Annotated in this window: 19 protein-coding genes; 8 read left to right on the top strand and 11 right to left on the bottom strand. The window is 64.5% G+C overall.

The annotated features are described in order from the left end of the window. Positions 1-61: 61 nt before the first annotated feature. From NKJ94_RS20045 to NKJ94_RS20060, 4 genes are read left to right on the top strand one after another with little or no spacing between them, the layout of a single operon-like run. Positions 62-943 carry a branched-chain amino acid ABC transporter permease gene (locus NKJ94_RS20045; RefSeq protein WP_352527247.1) on the top strand — a complete coding sequence of 294 codons (882 nt, stop codon included), beginning with the start codon at positions 62-64 and terminating at the stop codon, positions 941-943. Next, positions 940-1983 carry a branched-chain amino acid ABC transporter permease gene (locus NKJ94_RS20050; RefSeq protein ID WP_352527248.1) on the top strand — a complete coding sequence of 348 codons (1044 nt, stop codon included), beginning with the start codon at positions 940-942 and terminating at the stop codon, positions 1981-1983. The genes NKJ94_RS20045 and NKJ94_RS20050 overlap by 4 nt, the downstream gene beginning before the upstream one ends. Continuing rightward, positions 1980-2705, top strand: coding sequence for an ABC transporter ATP-binding protein (locus NKJ94_RS20055; protein ID WP_352527249.1), 726 nt, complete (start codon positions 1980-1982; stop codon positions 2703-2705). Before NKJ94_RS20050 ends, NKJ94_RS20055 begins: the two co-directional genes overlap by 4 nt. Beyond that, positions 2702-3433, top strand: a complete 732-nt coding sequence (locus NKJ94_RS20060; RefSeq protein WP_352527250.1) for an ABC transporter ATP-binding protein — start codon at positions 2702-2704, stop codon at positions 3431-3433. The genes NKJ94_RS20055 and NKJ94_RS20060 overlap by 4 nt, the downstream gene beginning before the upstream one ends. Before the next feature lie 8 nt (positions 3434-3441). Here NKJ94_RS20060 and NKJ94_RS20065 read toward each other — a convergent pair whose 3' ends face one another. Continuing rightward, the gene (locus tag NKJ94_RS20065; protein WP_352527251.1) at positions 3442-4188 is read right to left on the bottom strand and encodes a FadR/GntR family transcriptional regulator; all 747 of its coding nucleotides are present in this window, start codon (positions 4186-4188) and stop codon (positions 3442-3444) included. Positions 4189-4301: 113 nt separating this feature from the next. On the opposite strand from NKJ94_RS20065, the gene NKJ94_RS20070 reads away from it, so the two are divergent. Next, positions 4302-5228, top strand: coding sequence for an NAD(P)-dependent oxidoreductase (locus NKJ94_RS20070; RefSeq protein ID WP_352527252.1), 927 nt, complete (start codon positions 4302-4304; stop codon positions 5226-5228). Between the two features lie 33 nt (positions 5229-5261). Here NKJ94_RS20070 and NKJ94_RS20075 read toward each other — a convergent pair whose 3' ends face one another. Further along, the gene (locus tag NKJ94_RS20075; protein ID WP_352527253.1) at positions 5262-6047 is read right to left on the bottom strand and encodes a FadR/GntR family transcriptional regulator; all 786 of its coding nucleotides are present in this window, start codon (positions 6045-6047) and stop codon (positions 5262-5264) included. A gap of 3 nt (positions 6048-6050) precedes the next feature. Beyond that, positions 6051-7535 (bottom strand): FAD-binding oxidoreductase, encoded by a 1485-nt coding sequence (locus tag NKJ94_RS20080; protein ID WP_352527254.1) that lies wholly within the window; start codon positions 7533-7535, stop codon positions 6051-6053. 119 nt (positions 7536-7654) lie between these two features. Between NKJ94_RS20080 and gloA the strand changes: the two genes are divergently transcribed. Beyond that, on the top strand, positions 7655-8071 hold the full coding sequence (gloA, locus tag NKJ94_RS20085; protein WP_352527255.1) for a lactoylglutathione lyase: 417 nt from the start codon (positions 7655-7657) through the stop codon (positions 8069-8071). Positions 8072-8154: 83 nt separating this feature from the next. Here the strand turns inward: gloA and NKJ94_RS20090 are convergent, their stop codons facing one another. The 4 genes from NKJ94_RS20090 to NKJ94_RS20105 all read right to left on the bottom strand — a co-directional run bounded on the left by NKJ94_RS20090 (position 8155) and on the right by NKJ94_RS20105 (position 12865). Next, positions 8155-9123: an ABC transporter permease gene (locus NKJ94_RS20090; RefSeq protein ID WP_352527256.1), complete on the bottom strand. Its 969-nt coding sequence runs from the start codon at positions 9121-9123 to the stop codon at positions 8155-8157. Between the two features lie 4 nt (positions 9124-9127). Continuing rightward, entirely contained in the window at positions 9128-10630 is a 1503-nt protein-coding gene (locus tag NKJ94_RS20095; RefSeq protein ID WP_352527306.1) for a sugar ABC transporter ATP-binding protein, read from the bottom strand. Positions 10631-10635: 5 nt separating this feature from the next. Continuing rightward, positions 10636-11619 (bottom strand): ABC transporter permease, encoded by a 984-nt coding sequence (locus NKJ94_RS20100; protein WP_352527257.1) that lies wholly within the window; start codon positions 11617-11619, stop codon positions 10636-10638. A gap of 163 nt (positions 11620-11782) precedes the next feature. Continuing rightward, positions 11783-12865: a sugar ABC transporter substrate-binding protein gene (locus NKJ94_RS20105; protein ID WP_352527258.1), complete on the bottom strand. Its 1083-nt coding sequence runs from the start codon at positions 12863-12865 to the stop codon at positions 11783-11785. A gap of 218 nt (positions 12866-13083) precedes the next feature. Here NKJ94_RS20105 and NKJ94_RS20110 point away from each other — a divergent pair, with 218 nt between their 5' ends. Beyond that, positions 13084-14676: a GMC family oxidoreductase gene (locus tag NKJ94_RS20110; RefSeq protein WP_352527259.1), complete on the top strand. Its 1593-nt coding sequence runs from the start codon at positions 13084-13086 to the stop codon at positions 14674-14676. Between the two features lie 5 nt (positions 14677-14681). Here the strand turns inward: NKJ94_RS20110 and NKJ94_RS20115 are convergent, their stop codons facing one another. Continuing rightward, positions 14682-15512 carry an NAD-dependent epimerase/dehydratase family protein gene (locus NKJ94_RS20115; protein WP_352527260.1) on the bottom strand — a complete coding sequence of 277 codons (831 nt, stop codon included), beginning with the start codon at positions 15510-15512 and terminating at the stop codon, positions 14682-14684. Between the two features lie 154 nt (positions 15513-15666). Here NKJ94_RS20115 and NKJ94_RS20120 point away from each other — a divergent pair, with 154 nt between their 5' ends. After that, positions 15667-16392 (top strand): FadR/GntR family transcriptional regulator, encoded by a 726-nt coding sequence (locus NKJ94_RS20120; RefSeq protein ID WP_352527261.1) that lies wholly within the window; start codon positions 15667-15669, stop codon positions 16390-16392. Between the two features lie 36 nt (positions 16393-16428). Here NKJ94_RS20120 and kdgD read toward each other — a convergent pair whose 3' ends face one another. The 3 genes from kdgD to NKJ94_RS20135 all read right to left on the bottom strand — a co-directional run bounded on the left by kdgD (position 16429) and on the right by NKJ94_RS20135 (position 19328). After that, on the bottom strand, positions 16429-17361 hold the full coding sequence (gene kdgD, locus NKJ94_RS20125; RefSeq protein ID WP_352527262.1) for a 5-dehydro-4-deoxyglucarate dehydratase: 933 nt from the start codon (positions 17359-17361) through the stop codon (positions 16429-16431). A 69-nt stretch (positions 17362-17430) separates the two neighbouring features. Then, positions 17431-18258, bottom strand: a complete 828-nt coding sequence (locus NKJ94_RS20130) for an ATP-binding cassette domain-containing protein (protein WP_352527263.1) — start codon at positions 18256-18258, stop codon at positions 17431-17433. Then, entirely contained in the window at positions 18255-19328 is a 1074-nt protein-coding gene (locus NKJ94_RS20135; RefSeq protein ID WP_352527264.1) for an ABC transporter permease, read from the bottom strand. The genes NKJ94_RS20130 and NKJ94_RS20135 overlap by 4 nt, the downstream gene beginning before the upstream one ends. Positions 19329-19412: the final 84 nt, after the last annotated feature.

Raw genomic sequence — 19412 nt, forward strand, 5'->3', positions numbered from 1 at the left:
TCGCGTCGCCAACACCCCGTCCAGCACAAGGCCGGATCGCCGGCCGCCACGTCAACAGCGGATGCATGCCGTGGACATTTTCATACAGCAGATCCTCAACGGGCTTTCGATCGCCAGCGTCATCACGCTGATCGCCGTTGGCGTGACGCTGATCTTCGGGCTGACCGGCATCATCAACTTCGCCCATGGCGAATTCCTGATGATCGGCGGCATCGTCACCTGGCTGGCCGTCAGCGCCGGCCTCGGCTTCCCACTGGCGGCCGTGCTGGCGATACTGGCGGTCGGGCTCATGGGCTTTGTGCTCGAGCGCGGCATTTTCCGCTTCACGCTGGAGCGGCCGACCAATGGCTTCATCGTCTCGCTCGGCCTCATCGTCGTTCTGCAGCATGTCGTCGTGCTATTCTGGAACCCCAACCAGAAGAGCATCCCGCGCCCGCTGACCACTGTCTGGGAAGTCGGCGGCGTGCGGATCGCTTCCGTTCGCGTCATGGTCATCCTGATCACCATCGCCGTCGTGGCGCTGAGCTTCAGGATGATCACGGCAAGCCGCTACGGCCGGGCGCTGCGGGCAAGCGTCGAGGACCGTGATACCGCGGCTTTGATGGGCATTCCGGTGCGCCGTTACATCACCGGCGTTTTCGTGCTCGGCAGCGCGCTGGCCGGGCTTGGCGGTGCGCTGCTCATCGCGCTGTTTCCGATCACGCCTTTCACCGGCGGCACCATGGTCATGAAGGGTTTTGCCGTCGCGCTGATCGGCGGGCTCGGCAACATCTACGGCGCCGTCGCCGCCGGTCTTATCCTCGGCATCGTCGAAGGCTTCAGCGCCGGCTACGGCTTCTCGCAATGGACCGATGCCTACTCCTTCGTCCTCATGATCCTTGTGCTTCTCTTCCGTCCGCACGGCCTTTTCGGCGGCACCAGCGGACCCAGGATGGCCTCATGATTGCAAGCAGACAGCCAAACGGCTCCGCAATTTCCGCCTTGCGGTCCCTGCTGCCGGTGCTGACGGTCCTTGTGCTGATCGCCCTGGTGCCGCTGCTTTCGCCCAGCAATCGCTTCCTGTCACTGGCGATCTCGGCCGGCATCAACGTCATTGCGCTCTACGGGCTTTCGGCGCTGTTCGGCCAAACCGGCATCCTGTCGATGGGCCATGCGGCACTTGTCGGCGTCGGTGCCTATACGGCGGGGATCCTGGCGCGTGACTTTGGCATCGGCTTCTGGCTGGCCCTGCCGGCGGCAGCGCTGGCGAGCGCCCTGTTCGCGATGATCGTCGGCATTCCGTCGCTACGGGTCGGCGGCCATCATTTCGTCATCATGACTTTCGCCTTCGGTCAGCTGCTGGCCATCGTGCTCACCAATGGCGGCGACTATACAGGCGCCGCGACCGGCCTCGACCTGGTTGGTCCGGTCACCCTGTTCGGCGCCGATATGAGCGACCTGACGCGCTACTACCTGATGGTGGTGGCTTTCGTGGCAGCGGCGGCGGTGGCAAGCTGGGCGATCATCAATTCGCCCTATGGCCGCACGCTGCGCGCCATCAGGGAGAACGAGAAACTTGCCGCCTCGCTCGGCATCAATGTCGGCCGGCACAAGATCGGCGCCTTTGTCGTCAGCGGCATCTTCGCCGGGATCTCCGGCGTGCTGCTCGCCCATTTCCTCGGCCACATCTCGCCGACCCAGTTCGCCTCATTCCCCAGCATCTACCTGGCGCTGATGGTGATGATCGGCGGTGCCCGGCTGATCGCAGGTCCGCTCGCAGGCGGCATTCTTGTCGCCTTCCTGCCCGAGGTGCTCAATCTCGATCCGGTGCAGTCGCGCATCGTCTACGGCGTCTGCCTGATCGCCGTCATCCTGCTTCTTCCGGAGGGGTTGATCGCTGGCGTCGGGCAGGCCTTTCGCAGGCTGTTGGCAAGCGAGCGGCCGAAGCAGGAACGGGAAGAGCTCGACACGGCCAGCACCACGCCTTCGGAGGCGCGGCGATGAGCCCGATCCTCGAAATCCGCGGGTTGAGCAAACGGTTCGGTGGCGTCACCGCATTGTCAGGCGTCGATCTCGCCATCGAGGAAGGCGAAATCCTCGGTGTTGTCGGCCCGAACGGTTCGGGGAAGACGACCCTTTTCAACGTCGTTACCGGCGTCCACAAGCCCGGCGGCGGCAGCGTGTCGTTTCGGGGGCGAGACATCACCGGTCTGGCGCCGCATGCCATATCGCGGACAGGCATCAGCTACACGTTCCAGCAGGCAATGGTCTTTGCCGGCCTCGGCGTGCTGGAGAATGTGCAGATCGCCGGCGAGCATGTGCGAGCCGGAGCAAACGCCAACACCCCTTGGCCGACGCCGCAGGCGCTGCTCGATTTCGTCGGCCTGACGGCGCTCGCGGGCGAGAAGGCCGGCGTGCTGCCGTTCGGCAGCCTGCGCCTGCTCGGCCTTGCGCTAGCACTGGCGACCCAGCCGGCGCTGCTGCTGCTCGACGAGCCCGCCGCCGGTCTCAACGGTCGGGAAACAGCCGCCCTTGTCGGGCTGGTCCGCCAGCTTCCCAGCCATGGCATCACCGTGTGCGTCATCGACCACGACATGAAGCTGATGCAGATGCTGTGCCGGCGCCTCGCCGTGCTCGACTTTGGCTCCAAGATCGCCGACGGGCCGACTGGTGCGGTGCTCGCCGATCCCAAGGTCCTGGAAGTTTATCTGGGAGGCGACCTGTGAGCCTGCTCGCCGTTTCAGAGATCGTCACCGGCTATGGCCCGACGATCGTCAACCGAAACGTCTCGCTGACCCTGGCCAAAGGCGAGATCGTCACCATCCTCGGCCCCAACGGCGCCGGCAAGTCGACGCTACTCAAGGCGATCGCCGGGCTGGTCCGGCCGCGTGCCGGAAGCGTCATTTTCGATGGCGCGGACGTGACCGGGCTTTCCGCCGATATCATGGCCAGGCGTGGCGTCGTGCTGGTGCCGGAGGGGAGAAAAATCTTCGTCGACATGACGGTCGAGGAAAATCTTCGTCTCGGCGCCTACTCGCGCCGCGACGATGACGCCGTCGAGGCCGATTTCGCGACCATGCTGGCATTCTTCCCGATCCTCGCCACCAAGCGGTGCGACAAGGGCGGCTCGCTGAGCGGCGGCCAGCAGCAGATGCTGGCGATCGCGCGCGGCCTGATGGCGCGACCGCGCGTGCTTTTGCTCGACGAACCGTCGCTCGGCCTGTCGCCACTGCTGGTCAAGGAGATCAAGGCCATCATTCTCGGCATCGGCGAGCGCTTCGGTGCCTCGGTGCTGCTGGTCGAGCAGAATGCCGGTCTCGCGCTGTCGGTCGCCTCGCGCGGCTATCTCATGCAGAACGGCCGCATCGTCGTCTCAGGCGCAATCGCCGAATTACGCGACATGTCGCTGATGCGGGAACTCTACCTCGGCGGTGTGGCGGGAGCCACAGCATGAGCAAGCTCTCAGTCGTGGCTTGCCCTGTCGCGCAACTCCTCGAAGCGGGCATAGCTTTTGGTCAGGTGGCTGCGCATGGCGCGCCGCGCCGCGTTGACATCCCTGGCCTCTATTGCCGCGAGAATGGCCCGATGCTCGCGCTGCATGCGGGCCAGGTATTTTTCCCGTTCGGGAACCGTCATGCGATCGAGCCTGGTCCATTGGCGCGGGATCATGGCGCTGCCGAATGTGTCGAACAGCCGGGTGAAATTGGCGTTGCGCGTCGCCGCGAGGATGGCACGATGGAAGCCGAAATCCTCTTCCGAACCCGATCCGCCGGCACGCACCGCCGCCTCCAGCGCATCCAGCCGCGCGCTCATCTGCTCGAGCGCCGTGTCGCTGCGCCGTTCGGCGGCGAGGCCGGTCGCTTCCACCTCGATGCCCATGCGCAGTTCCAGCACGCGCAGCACCTCGTCGATCGATTCGAGATCGTCCGGCAGGATCGAAAAGGTCCTGGGCAGCGGATCCTTGGCGACGAAAGCGCCGAGGCCCTGGCGCGTGGTGATCAGCCCGCGGGCGCGCAGTGCCGCCAGCGCCTCGCGCACCACGGTGCGGCTGACGCCGGTGGCAGCGACGATCTCCTGCTCGGTCGGCAGCCTTTGGCCCGGCGCCAGGTCGCCGGATTCGATCTGCGCGATCAGCGTGTTGACGAGCCCGGTCCGCAGATTGGGCGCTTGCGGTATGGCGTCGAAAAGCATGGTCTCATTTTCCGCCATTGCGGCAGGCAGCCCCCGATCCGATTCGCTGGCAAAGGATTGCATCGACGGATGCTCACTGCAAGGTGACGAAATGCGGACCTGCAGGCGCAGGACCTTGGTTGGAGGACTGCATGAAGGAACGCGTAGGTTTCATCGGGTTGGGCAGCATGGGCGCCGGCATGGCCGCCAATCTGCTCGAAAAGGGCTGGCCGCTGACGGTCTGGGTGCATCGCAGCCGCGATGCCGCCGACCGGCTGCTGGCCGCCGGTGCCATCGAGGCGGCGAGCCCATGCAAGCTCGCCGCCGCCTCCGACATCATCATCCTTTGCGTTACCGGCTCGCGTGAGGTCGAAATGCTGATCAAGGGGCCCGATGGGTTGGCCGCCGCTGCGGACGAACAAGCTGCCGCTGGCAAACAGCTGCTGATCATCGATTGCTCGACCTCCAACCCGTCATCGACGACGGCACTGGCGGCCGAACTCGCCACTCAGGGCCTGACGCTGATCGATGCGCCGCTGGCGCGTACCCCCAAGGAAGCCACCGAAGGTAAGCTTGACGTCATGGTTGGCGGTCCGGCCGAGGCCGTCGCCCGGGCGCGGCCGGTGCTCGAAGCCTTCGCCGCGCGCATCGTGCATACCGGGCCGACCGGCAGCGGCCACACCATGAAACTGCTTAACAATTTTGTCTCGATGGGCTATTCAGCGATCTATTCGGAAGCGCTGACGCTCGGCGCGAAAGCCGGGCTGAAGCCGCAGGTCTTCAACAGCGTCATCTCGGGCAGCCGCATGGATTGCGGCTTCTACCAGGCCTTCTTCGACTTCGTCCTGAACCGCAACGAGAATGCTCAGCGGTTTGCCATCGTCAATGCGCTGAAGGACATGACCTATCTCGCTTCATTCGCGCAAGCCGCCGGCGTCGCCAACCCGATCGGCGCGGCGGTGCGCAACGGCTTCGCCATCGCTGTCGCCACCGGCCATGGCGAGAAATTCGTGCCGGCGCTGTCCGATATTGTTGCGGGCCTCAACGGCGTCTCGCTTGTTGAGCGGCCAACGACGTGACGGGGGCCGGGCCGATAGGGCCGGGCGCCACTGTTATCCAGCGGCTTGCTTGCGGATAGCCTTCCTCAGTCTTGTGTGCCGCAGCGCTGGGGCTGCCTCTGCAACGGGGTCACCGTCGTGCAGCCCGACGCGCAGGGCAGCACCCGCCAGGTGGTCGCGCATGGCCGTTTGCGCCGCCTCCACATCGCCGGCGCGGATGGCGGCGAAGATGCGCTCGTGCTCGCCGAGCGTAATGCGGGCCATGTCGTCGGACTTCTGCTGGTTGCCGGCGGCCAGGATGCTTTCGCGCACGCGTTCGGAGACGAAAACCAGGAACTGGCCCATGTAGCTGTTGCGCGTCGCCTCGGCGACAGTGCGGTGGAACTCGAGGTCACTGCGCAGCCAGGCAACGCTGCCGTAAGGTGCCGCACGCATTCCGGCCAGTGCTTCGCCCATCGCCGCGAGATCCGCATCGGTACGCCGCCTGGCGGCGAGTGCCGCGGCCTGCACTTCGAGGATGCCGCGCAGTTCGAACAGGCTGCGGAAGGAATCGGCCCGCTGCAGCGCCTCGTAGTCGATGGTCAGCACCGTCGGGTTGTTGCTCTCCACCACGAAGGCGCCGCGTCCCTGCTGCGACCAGATGCGGCCTTCCGAGCGCAGCCGTGCGATCGCCTCGCGCACCACGTTGCGGCTGACCCCGAATGTGGTCGCGAGGGCCTGCTCGGTCGGCAGCTGGTCGCCGGGCTTCAGGCGTCCCTGCGCGATCTCGCGCGAGATCGAGCTCGCGACCAGAGTCGAGAGATGCGGACCACGATTGACCTTGTCGAGCTTCAGCGCCATCGCTCACCTATAGTCGAGGGAGGATTTGGACGCCAGGATGCGCCCGTTGCTCAAGATGCGGCGTTGGTCGAACGCGTCCTTGATGCCTGCCGCAAGGTCGAGCGCCACGGGATCGATGCGTTCGAGGAACGCCTTCTGCTTGACCCGGCCGATGCCGTGCTCGGCGCTGATCGACCCGCCATAGCGGTCGACAATGGCAAAGATCTGCGCTTCCGTCTCTTCGAACAGGTGCTCGATCGCTTCCGGTGCCATGCCTTCCGGCGGCACCACGTTGAGATGGATATTGCCGTCGCCGACATGGCCGTAGGTGACGGCGAGCGCGTCCGGGCGGGTCCGCTCCAGCGCCGCCAGCGCGTCAGCGACGAAATCAGCGAGCCTGGAAATCGGCACCGAGACGTCGGTGCGCAGATAGCGGCCGCCGCGTCCCTGGCGCTCGACCATGATCTCTCGGTAGAGCCAAAGTCGTTCAGCCTGGGCCCTCGTCGATGCCACGACGCCGTCCTCGACCAGATTCTCGACGCCGCCGAGAAAACCCAAAAGCATGGAGGAAAGGTCGATCAGCCCGCCGGCGGAAACCTCGATCAGCACATAGACCGGGTATGCCTTGGTCAGCGGATCGGGAAAATCCGCGCGCTCGCGCATGGTGATCTCGATGCCGCGGCGCAGGATCAATTCGAAGGCGGTGAGCAGGTCGCTGCAGTCGCGCCGCGCCCGCGCATAGAGCGCCATGGCGTCCTCGACAGAGCGCAGCCCGACCAACGCCGTCTCGATTTGCGTCGGCTTGGGAAACAGCTTCAGCGCCGCCGCGGTGACGATGCCGAGCGTGCCCTCTGAGCCGATGAAGACCTGCTTCAAATCATAGCCGCGATTGTCCTTGCGCAGCACCTTCAGCCCGTTCCACACGCGGCCGTCGGCCAGAACCACCTCCAGCCCAAGCACGAGGTCGCGGGTCATGCCGTAGCGCAGCACGTTGAAACCGCCGGCATTGGTGGCGACGTTGCCGCCGATGCGGCAGCTTCCCTGCGCCCCGAAGGTGATCGGGAGCAGGCAGTCGTTCTCGTCGGCGGCGCGCTTGGCGTCCTCGAGAATGCAGCCGGCCTCGACCACCATGGCGAAATCGATCGGGCTGACGGAGCGGATCTTGTTCAGGCGCTCCAGCGAGATCACCACTTCACCGCTTTCTGCGGCCACCGCCGCGCCGACGAGGCCGGTCAAACCGCCCTGCGGCACCACCGGAATACGCTCCTCGTGGCAGCGCCGCATCAGCGCCGACATCTCCTCGACCGAAGCTGGACGCGCTACCGCCAGCGGGCGGCCGAAATGGTCGCCCGACCAGTCGCGGCTATAGCGCGCCAGATCGTCCTCGGCGGTCAGCAGCCCGCCATTCGGCAGCACGCCGGCCAGCGTGGCGATCAGCGATGCGGAGGTGGGCTGCACGGCATTCATGATCTGGCTCAGCGATCCCTCGGAAAACGACTGGACAACCATCGTACTTGTCGTGTTATCATACAACCCTGATTAAGAACATCAAGCGAGGTTGTATGACCGCCAACCGTTTGATGCGGATAATCAGACACACAAATCGCTGTATTCGGAGGACTTTCCCCATGAGCGACGCCGCAGGCCGCTTCCGCTATATGCACACCATGATCAGGGTTCTCGACCTGGACAAGTCGATTGCCTTCTACACCGAGGTTCTCGGCATGACATTGCTGCGCCGGGACGACTATTCTGGCGGCAAGTTCACCAATGCCTTTGTCGGCTATGGGCCGGAGGACAAGGAGGCCGTTGTCGAACTGACGCTGAACTGGGGGCGCGAGGAGCCCTATGAGATCGGCACCGGCTTCGGCCATCTCGCACTTGGGGTCAACGACATCTACGCCGTCTGCGCCGAACTGGAGAACCGGGGCGCCAAGATCCCGCGCAAGCCCGGACCGATGCAGCACGGCACGACCCATATCGCTTTCGTCGAGGACCCGGACGGCTACAAGATCGAGCTGATCGGCCTCGACACGATGCAGTGACCTGATCAGGCGGGGCCGCATCGAGCTTTTGATGCGACCCCGTCCGGTCCGCGCTTGCTTGGGAGGCGGTGCGGAAAGCTCTGTCACTTGATGACCGCGATCTTGCTGCGGTCGATGGTGATGGCGACGGCGGCGATGAGCACCGCGCCGAACACCATGTTTTCAAGGAAGATGTTGACGCCGACGAAAGTCATGCCGATGCGCACGATCGAGATGATCAGCGCGCCGACCGCCGTGCGGGCAACCCCTCCCAGCCCGCCGGTGATGGCCGTGCCGCCGACGATGACGGCGGCAATCGCCGGCAGCAGCAGCTGATTAGCGAGAACCGGCGAACCGCTCGACAGTCTAGCTGCCAGCACCACGCCGGCGATGGCGGCCAGCATTCCGGACGCCGCGAAGGCGATGATCTTGGTGCGGTCGACATTGATGCCGGCGGCCCAGGCGGCCGGCTCGCCGGCGCCGACGGCGATCGCCTGGCGGCCGAAGCGCGTGTAGCGCAGCGCGAGAAAGCCGGCGATGCCGATCACCGCGGAGATCAGCACCACCACCGGAACCCCGGCGACTGTCGCATTGATCCAGGCGGTGTTTTCGCGCCCCGCTTCCTCGATGGTGATGGCGCGGCCGTCGGAAACCCAAAGCGCAATGCCGGTAACAACGCCGCCCGTGGCCAGCGTCGCCACGAAAGACGGCACGCGCAGCTTGACATGGACGATGCCGCTCAACATCCCGAAGGCGAGACCGGACAGGATCGCCACCGGAAACGCGGCCAGCCCGAGCGACGGCAGCGACTGCGCCAGGATCACGCTTGCCAGCGAAGCGACCGCCTGGATCGACAGGTCGATGCCACCGAGCAGGATGGCGAAGGTGACGCCGGTCGCCAGGATGAACAGCACGGCCGTGTTGGCGAACAAAAGCGCCACGGTTTCGCCGGTGAGAAAGCCGGGCGCGGCGATCTCGATGATCAAAAGCAGCGCGACAAGCAGGACCAGCGGAATGGCGCCTTGCGTCCACTTGCCTTCGAAGATGCGCCTCAGCGAAAAAGCTTCATTCATCGGCTCACACCATGGCTCGCAAAAGATCGACCTGGTTCGGCTTGTTTCCCGGGCTGGCATCAAAGCGCGCGGTGATCTCGCCGTCGCGCATCACCAGCACCTGATGCGACAGGCCGATCGTCTCCTCCAGAGTGTCGGAGATCAAAAGGATCGCCACGCCCCGCTCGCAGAGATCACGAACCAGTTCATAGACCTCTTCCTTGGCGCCGACATCAAGCCCCCTTGTCGGATGGTCGAGCACGAGGATGCGCGAGCCCGCCGTCATCCAGCGCGCCAGCACCACCTTCTGCTGGTTGCCGCCGCTGAGCTTGCGGCAGGCGGCGTCCGGGCCGGGCGCCTTGATGCGCAGCCGCTTGATCCAGTCGGCGGCGAGCCGGCGCTCTTTGCCATAGTCGATCGCGCCATGGCGCATGACGCTCGACAGGTCGGCCAGCGAGATGTTCTCGGCGATCGACAGGAACATGACGAGACCTTCGAGCCGCCGCTCGCGCGGCACATAGCCTATGCCCTTGCGCACGGCCGGCTCCGGTGAGCCGAAATGCACCGCGTCACCGGCGATCTTCATTTCGCCTGCGCTGTGCTGAAGGAACCCGCCGACCGTGCGGGTGACTTCCTCGCGGCCAGAACCGACGACACCGGCGATGCCGACGATCTCGCCGGCCCTGATCCTGAGGTCCACGCCATGGTAGGCGCCGGCGACGCCGAGCCCCCTGGTTTCGACCATCGTCTCTTTGCGCGGCGCCTGCTGGCGGGCCTCGCGATAGTATTCGGCCTGCAGCCCCCGCCCGACCATGATCTCGTGCAGCTGCGGCGCGGTGACATCGGCCGTGCGGTGTTCGGCGACCACCGCGCCGTCTTTCATGGTGTAGACGCGGTCGGAGATCGCCAGCACCTCGTCGAGACGGTGCGAGACGAAAACGAAGCTGGCGCGGGATTTGAGCGAACGGACGCGCGCGAACAGCACCTCGATGTCGGCGGCATTGAGCACCGAAGTCGGTTCGTCAAGCAGGATCAGCAGCGGCCGCTCGACCATTTCCTCCAGCGTCAGCGCCTTGGCCAGTTCGACCATCTGGCGCGCGGCGAAAGTGAGTTCGGAGGTGCGTGCGGTGACATCGATGTCGATGCCGATCTTGCCGAGCTGGCGGCGTGCCGCTGCATTCAAGCCGCGCCAGTTGACGATGCCGAAGCGCGTAAAACGGTCTTCCTGACCGAGATAGATGTTTTCGGCCACGGTCAGGTTGAGGACCAGCGACTGTTCCTGGAACACCATGCCGATGCCATGCCGTGCCGCGTCGCGCGGATTGCGCATGCGAAGCTGCTCGCCGTCGAGGGTCAGGCTGCCGCCGTCCGGCCGGTAGCTGCCGGCCAGCACCCGCATCAGCGTCGACTTGCCGGCGCCGTTCTCGCCGATCAGCCCGACCACTTCGTTCGGCCGGACCTCGATGCTGACGTCGCGCAGAGCGTGGACGCCGGGAAAATTCTTGATGATGCCGGATGCGCTGAGCATGGCGTTCACTTCACTATCCTGAGGCGGACGCGATCGAGCGACAGCGCCACTGCCGCGATGATCATCAGGCCCTGCACCGTCTGCTGGATGTATGGCGAGATGCCGAGCAGGATCATGCCGTTGGCGAGCACGGTGACGATGAGCACGCCGATCAGCGTGTTGACGACACCGCCTTCGCCGCCGGTCAGCGCCGTACCGCCGACGACGACCGCGGTGACCGCGGCAAACAACCTGCCGTCACCGATGACGGCATGCGACTGGCCGAGCTGGGCCGCGGCAAGGACGCCAGCGATGCCGAAGAAGAAACCGGCCAGTGCGAAAGCGGTGATGCGCACACGCACCACATTGACGCCGGAGAGCTTGGCGACATCCTCGTCGCCGCCGATGGCCAGGATGTGGCGCCCGAGCCTGGTGTGGTACTGAATGATGGCGGCGAGCAGGAACGCCCCGGTGGCGACCCACACCGCCAGCGGCAGGCCAAGGAAGCGGGTCAATGCTAGGTCGCGGATCGTGGCGTCGTTGAGCCGGATCGCCGAGCCGCCGAGCATATAGACCGACAGGCCAAGGCCGATGAACCACATGCCGAGCGTCGCCATGAAGGAAGGGATGCGCAGCATGGTCTGCACGAGGCCGCTGACAAAACCCATCGCGGTACCGGCGATCACCGCGGCCAGCACCCCCCACCAGCCATAGTCGTTGCCATTGCTGTCATTGGCGGCGAGCAGCACCACCACCATCGCTGCCACCGACAGCGTGCCCTCGACGGAAAGGTCGATGCTGCCCATCAGGATGATGAAGGTCAGGCCCATCGCCAGCGTCAGCGGCACGGCGGCGGAGTTGGCGAGGCGCACCAGATTGCGCAATTCGATGAAATTGGGATTGGCAATGGCGATCAGCACGCACAGCACGATCAGCACCGCCAGCGGCGCCAGGCTGCGCCAGCGCCTGCCACCGAACATGCCGGCGATGCGGCCGGGGAGAAATGTCATAAGCGTCGTCCGCTCAATGTCTGTAACGGACTTCAGGGGTTCTGTATTGATTGTCAAGAAACCGCTTCCCGTCTGCGTCATGACAGTCGCCGATGCGGATGCAATGCACGACGCCTGCAAAGGGGAGCGGGCCGCCAGGGAGTTAGCAGGCCCGCTCGGGTGGTCAGGTACGGATGGCTCCGGTCACCCGACCCCACAGATCGTTCCAGTCGATCTCGGGCTTCGCATCGACGTTGGTCTTGTAATACTCCTCGACATTGTCGTGCGAAATCAGCACCGCCTTGCCGTAGAACTCACGATGCTCAGGCGGCTCCTTGACCGGATCGAACTTGCCGATCTTGGCGTTGTAGCCGATGGCCAGTCCCATGCCGCCCTGCCAGAACGGATCCGAGGTAACGGTGCAGGCGAACTCGCCCGAGCGCACCGCGTCGACCGCCGTCTTGATGCCGTCGACGCCGACGATCGGCACCTTGCCGGCAAGGTTTTCGGCGCGCAGCGCCTCGAGCGCGCCGGAGCCCATATCGTCATTGGCGGCCCAGATGCCCTTGATGTCATCGCCGAAGCGGGTGAGCAGATTGCCCATCAGGTCGAAGGCTTCGGTCGATTTCCAGTTGGCGACCTGGAAGTCGAGCAGCTTGATGTCGGGATTGGCGGCAAGCGCTTCGTCGAGGCCCTTCTTGCGCTCGATCGCCGCGGTGGTCGAAATCAGGCCGCCGAGTGCTACGATGCCGCCCTTGCCGCCGATGGTCTTGAACAGGATCTCGGCGATGGTCTTGCCGCTCGAGATACCGTCGAACTCGATGTGGGAGACATAGTTCGGGTTGAAGTCCTTCGGGTGCAGATCCGGCGGCTTGTTCCATTGCGTCACGACATAGGCGCCCGCCTTGGCGCAGGCCTCGACGATCGGGCGCGCATCCGGCGTGTCGTTGGGGTCGGAATTGAGCACCATGTTGCCGCCGGTCTTGGCGAGCATGGCCTTGATGTCGGCGATGCCCTTCTCGCTGTTGCCTTCCGAAACCAGCGTGACATGCTCGAGCCCGGCCCATTTGGCATAGGCCTCGGCGCCGGTTTTCCACACCGCATGGTATGGGTTAGATAGCGAGCGGATTGATGTCACCAGCGTCGGCTTTTCCTGTGCGCGCAGGACCCTTGGCATGGCAAGTGCGGCCACTCCGGCCGTCGCGCCCAGCATCAGTGTCCGGCGACTGACTGTGCCGGAAAGTGTCAAACTCTTCCTGTCCTTCATTATCAAACCTCCCGATTGAAATCTGTTTCCCGCCCGGCTGCATGCGCGGGGACGCCTCCGAAAAGAGGAATTGTCAAGCTCCTCCACTTGTACGACAACCCTTCAACACGGCAACCATACCCGTTCTCTTGACGCGACACAAGAGACTTGAGATCGTCGGGGCATCAGGGCCGGGCATCAGGGCCGGGCATCAGGGCCGGGCAGCAACGGGAGGAAAAATGCCGGATTACGTCATAGTCGGTGGCGGCTCGGCCGGCTGCGTTCTTGCCGCAAGGCTGAGCGAGGATCCAGACCTATCGGTCGTCCTGCTGGAGGCCGGCCCGCCGGACACCGATCGCTACATCCACCTCCCGGTCGGCTTCTTCAAGATGACGTCCGGTCCGTTGATCTGGGGCTATCAAACCGCACCAGGCAAGATGATCGATGGGCGCACCATGGTCTATCCGCAGGCCCGGGTTCTCGGTGGCGGCTCCTCGATCAACGCCCAGGTGTTCACCCGCGGCTGCCCGCAAGACTACGACGGGTGGGCGGTCGAAGAGGGTTGCGTGGGCTGGAGCTATGCCGATGTACTGCCGTATTTCCGGCACTCCGAAGGCAACGACACTTTCGCCGGCCCGCATCACGGCACCGAAGGGCCGCTCGGCGTTTCCAGTGGCACGCCGCACCCGCTGACACGGGTCTTCGTCAGGGCGGCGCAGCAGGCCGGTCTTCCGTTCCGCGCCGACTTCAACGCCGGTCAGCAGGAAGGGGCGGGGTTTTACCAGACGACGACGCGCAACGGTCGCCGCAGCAGCACTGCCGTCGCATACCTCAAGCCCGCGATGAGCCGCAAGAACCTGAAGCTGCGCACTGACGCAATGGTCAGCCGCATCGTTGTCGAAAATGGGCACGCCATCGGCGTTGAGATCATTGTCAATGGCCGTGCGGAACTGCTGCGTGCCGAGCGCGAGGTGATCATCACCGCCGGCGCCATCGGCTCGCCCAAACTTCTGATGCTGTCCGGTATCGGCCCCGCTGCCCATCTTGGCGCGCATGGCATCAAGGTGATCCACGAATTGGAGGGCGTCGGCCAGAACCTGCATGACCACATGGATGTCGACGTCGTCGCCGAACTCAACGGGCCGCACGGTATCGATCGCTACAAGAAGAAGCGCTGGCAGGCCGTCGCCGGCCTCGAATATGCGCTGTTCGGCAAGGGGCCGGTGGCTTCGAACATTGTCGAAGCCGGCGCCTTCTGGTGGGGCGACCGCACCGAGAAAACCCCCGACATCCAGTTTCATTTCCTGCCCGGCGCCGGCGTCGAGGAAGGCATCGGCTCGGTCCCAGGCGGCAATGGTTGCACGCTGAATTCCTATCATGTGCGGCCTCGTTCGCGCGGCAGCGTCACGCTGCGATCGGCTGATCTGCGCGAGCCGCCGGTCATCGATCCGAACCCCTTCGCCGAGCGCTACGACCTCGACCGCGCCATCGACGGCATCGAGATCAGCCGCGAGATCCTGTCGCAACCGGCCTTCGCCAAATACATCAGCCGCGAGCATCTTCCGGGTGCAGCAACGAAGGGGCGCGCAGGACTGGAAGCCTTCGCGCGCGAGCACGGTCGCAGCGCCTACCACCCGGTCGGCACCTGCCGGATGGGCGGCGGTATGGACAGCGTCGTCGACCCCGAACTTCGCGTGCACGGCTTGCAGGGTCTGCGCGTTTGCGACAGTTCGGTAATGCCAAGCATCGTGTCGTCGAACACCAATGCCGCCGTCATCATGATCGCCGAGAAGGCTGCCGACCTGATCGCCGGGCGGAAGCTGCCGGCGTAAGTCGATCACTCCTCGGGGAACATGGAGCGCGGCGGAAAGTCGGAGCGGCTGTAGTCGACAACGATGAACTTGCCGCCCTGGTAACGCTCCACCACCGGGTTGTCCGTCACCTTGCCACGGACGTGCTCGGCCTGACTGTCGGAACTGTCGAGCGGCGCCCAGCCGAGCTTCTTGCGGGCATCGTTTCGCCAGAAGCCGCGGCTGTTGTCGGACTGACCCCAGATGACGGAGCAATCGACATGCTCTGCCGCGGCACAACGCTCGATCAGGCGCACGAAATCGTCGTGCGATATCCAGGTCGACAGGATCCGTTCGTCCGGCACCTCAGGCAGCACCGAGCCGATGCGGATCAGCACGCTTTCCACCGCGTGCTTGTCGAAGTAGAGCCGCGCCAGCATCTCGCCATAGGCCTTCGACAGACCGTAATAGCCGTCCGGACGCAGCAGGCAATCCTGGTCGAGGATCTCCGTCCGCTCGTAGAGGCCAACCGCATGCACGGAGGAAGGAAATGCGACCCGCGCTTTCTCTTTGCGCGCGGCTTCGTAAATGTGAAAGCTACCGCGCAGATTGGGGCCGAGCACCGTCTCGAAGGATTGTTCGGTGGAGACGCCACCGAAATGCAGGATCAAGCCGCATCCCTTGGCGAGTTCATTCACCGCGCCTTGGTTCTCAAGATCGACGACATCGAATGTCGCGCCTTGCGGAAGCGCGATCGGCAAGGGCACGACATCGGTCAGGCGCAGCGTCCAGCCGAGAGCGGCGAGCCTGCTTGCCAGCAGGCGCCCGATCGTACCTGATGCTCCGGTCAACAGCACCGGTCTGTCGGAAAGAGCCAATCCTTATCCTTTCGCGCTCAAGAGATCATCGTGAGCCATGCTCCGTTCCAGCCGGGCCATGGCAATCGCTGGCAATCAGCGTCGTGGATTTCATCATATCACCCTATAAATAAGCGGTTGCGAAGAACGGCGGTTCGTTTATTGCTTGGTGGTGATGAAACGTTCCTTTGGCCTTCCCCCTCAGATCAGCCGCACGGCGCAAGTCGCGGATTGGTTTGCCCGCGAGATACACGCCGGCCATCTGATCAGCGGCGAGAAACTGCCGACCGAGCAGGAACTGATTTCGCAGTTCGGGGTCAGCCGCACGGTCATACGCGAAGCGATGGCCTCGCTGCGCTCTGAAGGGCTGGTGGTCAGCCGTCAGGGGTCTGGTGTGTTCGTCGCCGACCAACAGGCCAACACCACGTTCCGCATTGTGTCCGACGAGCTTCACTCGCTGATGGAAGTCCAGAACGTGCTGCAGCTGCGGCTCGCCGTGGAACTGGAAGCGGCGGGCATCGCCGCCGAGAAGCGCAGCGACGACGACCTTGCCCGCATGCGCGATTGCCTTGACGCCATCGATCAATCGATCGCGGCGGGCGACAGCGCGATCGAGCCGGACTTTGCCTTTCACCGGGCGATCGCATCGGCGACCGGCAATCCCTATTTCGAGCGGTTCATGCATTTTCTCGGACCCGTCGTCATCCCGCGGCAGTCGATCCGTCCGCGATCGGAAACGCCGGAGCAGCGGCGGCTTTATCTCGAGCAAGTGCAGATGGAGCACCGGCGCATCTACCAGGCCATCGAGCGGCAAAACGTCGAGGCCGCCCGCTTTACCTTGCGCGAACATCTCGAGGCCGGCCGGGAGCGTTATCGCCGCATGGTCGACGCCAGATCGTAGCACGGCCTCAAACCCGATCGCCGATCGATCCCAATGTCACGCCAGCTCTCCGACCGGCAGTCGGCAGGACTGCATGAGCGCCGAAAGCTGCCGCTCCTCATCCGCGGTCAGGTCGAGAAGCGGCGACCTGACCGGGCCACAGTCGATCCCGGCAATGCGCGCGCCCGCCTTGACGATCGAGACGGCATAGCCGGCGCGACGGTTGCGGATGGCGAGGTAGGGCAGGAAGAAGCTGCGGATGAGATCGCCGACTTCAGACATGCGCCCAGCACGCAAGGCGTCGAAGAAGCGCAGCGCCATCTCGGGCGCGAAATTGTAGATCGCCGACGAATAGGTGGTCATGCCGATGGCGGCGGCGGCACTGGCATGGACCTCGGCCGTCGGCATGCCGCCGATGAAGATCAGGCGGTCGGCCATGCGGTAGCGCAATGCGGTCAAAAGCTCGATGTCGCCGACGCCGTCCTTGAGGCCGATCAGGTTCGGGCACTCGTCGGCGAGCTGGTCGAGGGTCTCAGGCGTCAGGATCGCGTTGTCCCTGTTGTAGGCGATCACGCCGATGCCGACCGAACGGCAGATCGCCTTCAGGTGGCGGCGCAGGCCATCCTGCTCGGACTTGACCAGATAGGGTGGCAGCACCAGCAGCCCATCGGCACCATTGGCCTCGGCTGCCCTGGCAAACTCGACCGCCATATGGGTGCCGTAGCCGACACCGGCGAGCAGCGGCAGATGGTCGGGAACTTCGTCCGATGCCGCCCGCACGACGCGCTTGTAGTCATCGAGCGTCAGCGAGAAAAATTCGCCGGTGCCGCCGGCCGCGAACAGTCCGGCCGCACCTGCCGCACCTTGTTTTGCGACATGGGCGCGATAGCCCGCTTCGTTGAAGGCGCCGGCATCGTCAAAAAAGGTGAGGGGAAAGGACAGCAACCCGCGGCCGAGGGATCTGGTCAGTTCAGTAGGTGAGAATGTCAAAACGAATACTCCGTGTATGGGGCCGGCAAATTGGGTTGGAGGGTCGGGCCGGCAAGGTTTTTGCGGCCGTCATAGGATGCCTGGCCGGATTTCGGCTGCCGCGGCGTCGATCGCCTTGCTGCCCAGTCCCGACTTGACGATGCGGATCAGTTCTTCCTCGCTCGTCTCGGATGTCGAGGCGTCCAGCGCGACCTCGCCCGAATGCAGGAAGTTGATGCGGTCGCAGACTTCAAAAATCTGGTTGTAGTTGTGAACGATCAGGATGACCGAGACCTGGCGCTGCTGGCGCAGGTTCTGGATCAGCCCCAGAACATGCGCGCTCTCGCGCACGCCGAGTGCTGCAAGCGGTTCGTCCAGGACCAGGATCTTCGGCGACGAATAGATCGAGCGGGCAACGGCGATGCATTGGCGCTGTCCGCCCGACAGAAGGTCGACGGTGCTGTTGACGCTGAGGATCGAGATGCCGAGCGTGTCGAGGTAGAGCTGCGCCTGTTCGCGCATCTTCTTGTTGTCGAGCAGGTTCAGCCCAAGGATGCGCTTGTGGTATTCGCGGCCCAGGAACATGTTGTGGAAGACGCTGAGATCGCCGACCAGCGCCAGGTCCTGGTAGACGGTTTCGATGCCTTGGGCGCGCGCGTCGCGCGGCGACGCGAAACGCACTTCCTTGCCTTGCGAGACGATCGTTCCGGTATCCGGCTGATGGAAGCCGGACAGGATCTTGATCAGCGTCGACTTGCCGGCGCCATTGTCGCCGACCAGCGCCAGAACCTCGCCCTGGCGCAATTTGATCGAGACGTCGACCAGCGCGGTGACGGCGCCGAAGCTTTTCGAAATGTGCGACATTTCGAGGATGACCGGCGCGTCGGGCGCCAGCGGCGGAATGGCCTGCGCGTTCATAGGCGCCTCCTCGTGCGCAGCCGGTCGACCTGGATGCTGAGCACCATGGCGGCTATGATTGCGGCACCCAGATAGATGTCGGAAACGGTGGCCTGGGCGCCGATCATCACCAGGCCGTTGTTGAGCGAGGCGACCACGAAGGCGCCGATCAAGGCGCCGATGACGGTGCCGGAGCCACCCATCAGCGACGTTCCGCCGATGACCGCCGCCGCGATGGCCTGCAAGGTGAGAAACGGGCTGCCGGCTTGCGGGTCGGCGGAGGTGAATTGGGCGGTGTTGATGATGCCGGCAAAGGCCGCGCAGCCGCCGGCGATCATGAAATTGTAGATCTTCATCCGGTCGGTGCGCACGCCGATCTCGCGGGCGCCGATGATGTTGCTGCCGGTGGCGATCGTGTGCAAACCGAAGGTGGTCCGGTTGAGCACCAGCGCCAGCACCAGCACGATCAGCACCGTCCACAGGAACGGCGTGAAGGCGGTCACGCCGTGCAACGACAACAGACCATCCGAAGGCTGGTAGAGGCTCTGGCCGAAGATCGCGTTGAACGGCTGTTCGACCGGCGCCACGATCGGCTGGCTGTTGTAGATCGAAACGACGATGCCTTGCAGGAAGAACAGCATGCCAACCGTGGTGATCAGCGACGGCACCTTGAAGCGTACGGTGATGATGCCGTTGATGGCGCCAACCAGCACGCCGATCAAAACGCCAATGAGCGCACCGACGGCAAGCGGCACGCCCCATGTGACCGACAACAGCGCCATGACATAGGGCGCGATCGAAAAGATGGCGCTCAGCGACAGGTCGATCTCGCCGGTGATCATCAGCATCACTTCGGCGGCGGCGATCAGGCCGAGGCGGCCGGTGTCGCGCAGCACCACGCTCATGAATTGCGGCGACAGGAATCCGCCGTCGCTGCCGACCTGGAAATAGATCACCAGAATGATGGCGACGACGGCGATGCTGGCTTCGCGATAGCGCGACAGCAGGATGAGCAGTCTCTCCGTCAGCGTATGCGGGATCCTGACGCCAACTGCGTTCTTCCTTGCCGGGCTGAGTTCAATTGACGGCACTTTTGTCTTCCTGATTTCGAATTCTGGGCGAAAGGCGGGTCAAACAGGCGAGCCGACTTCCAGGCACGGCCGTAGGCGGACCCC

The sequence above is a fragment of the Mesorhizobium sp. M0060 genome (genome assembly GCF_040323155.1).
Taxonomy (GTDB): Bacteria; Pseudomonadota; Alphaproteobacteria; order Rhizobiales; family Rhizobiaceae; genus Mesorhizobium.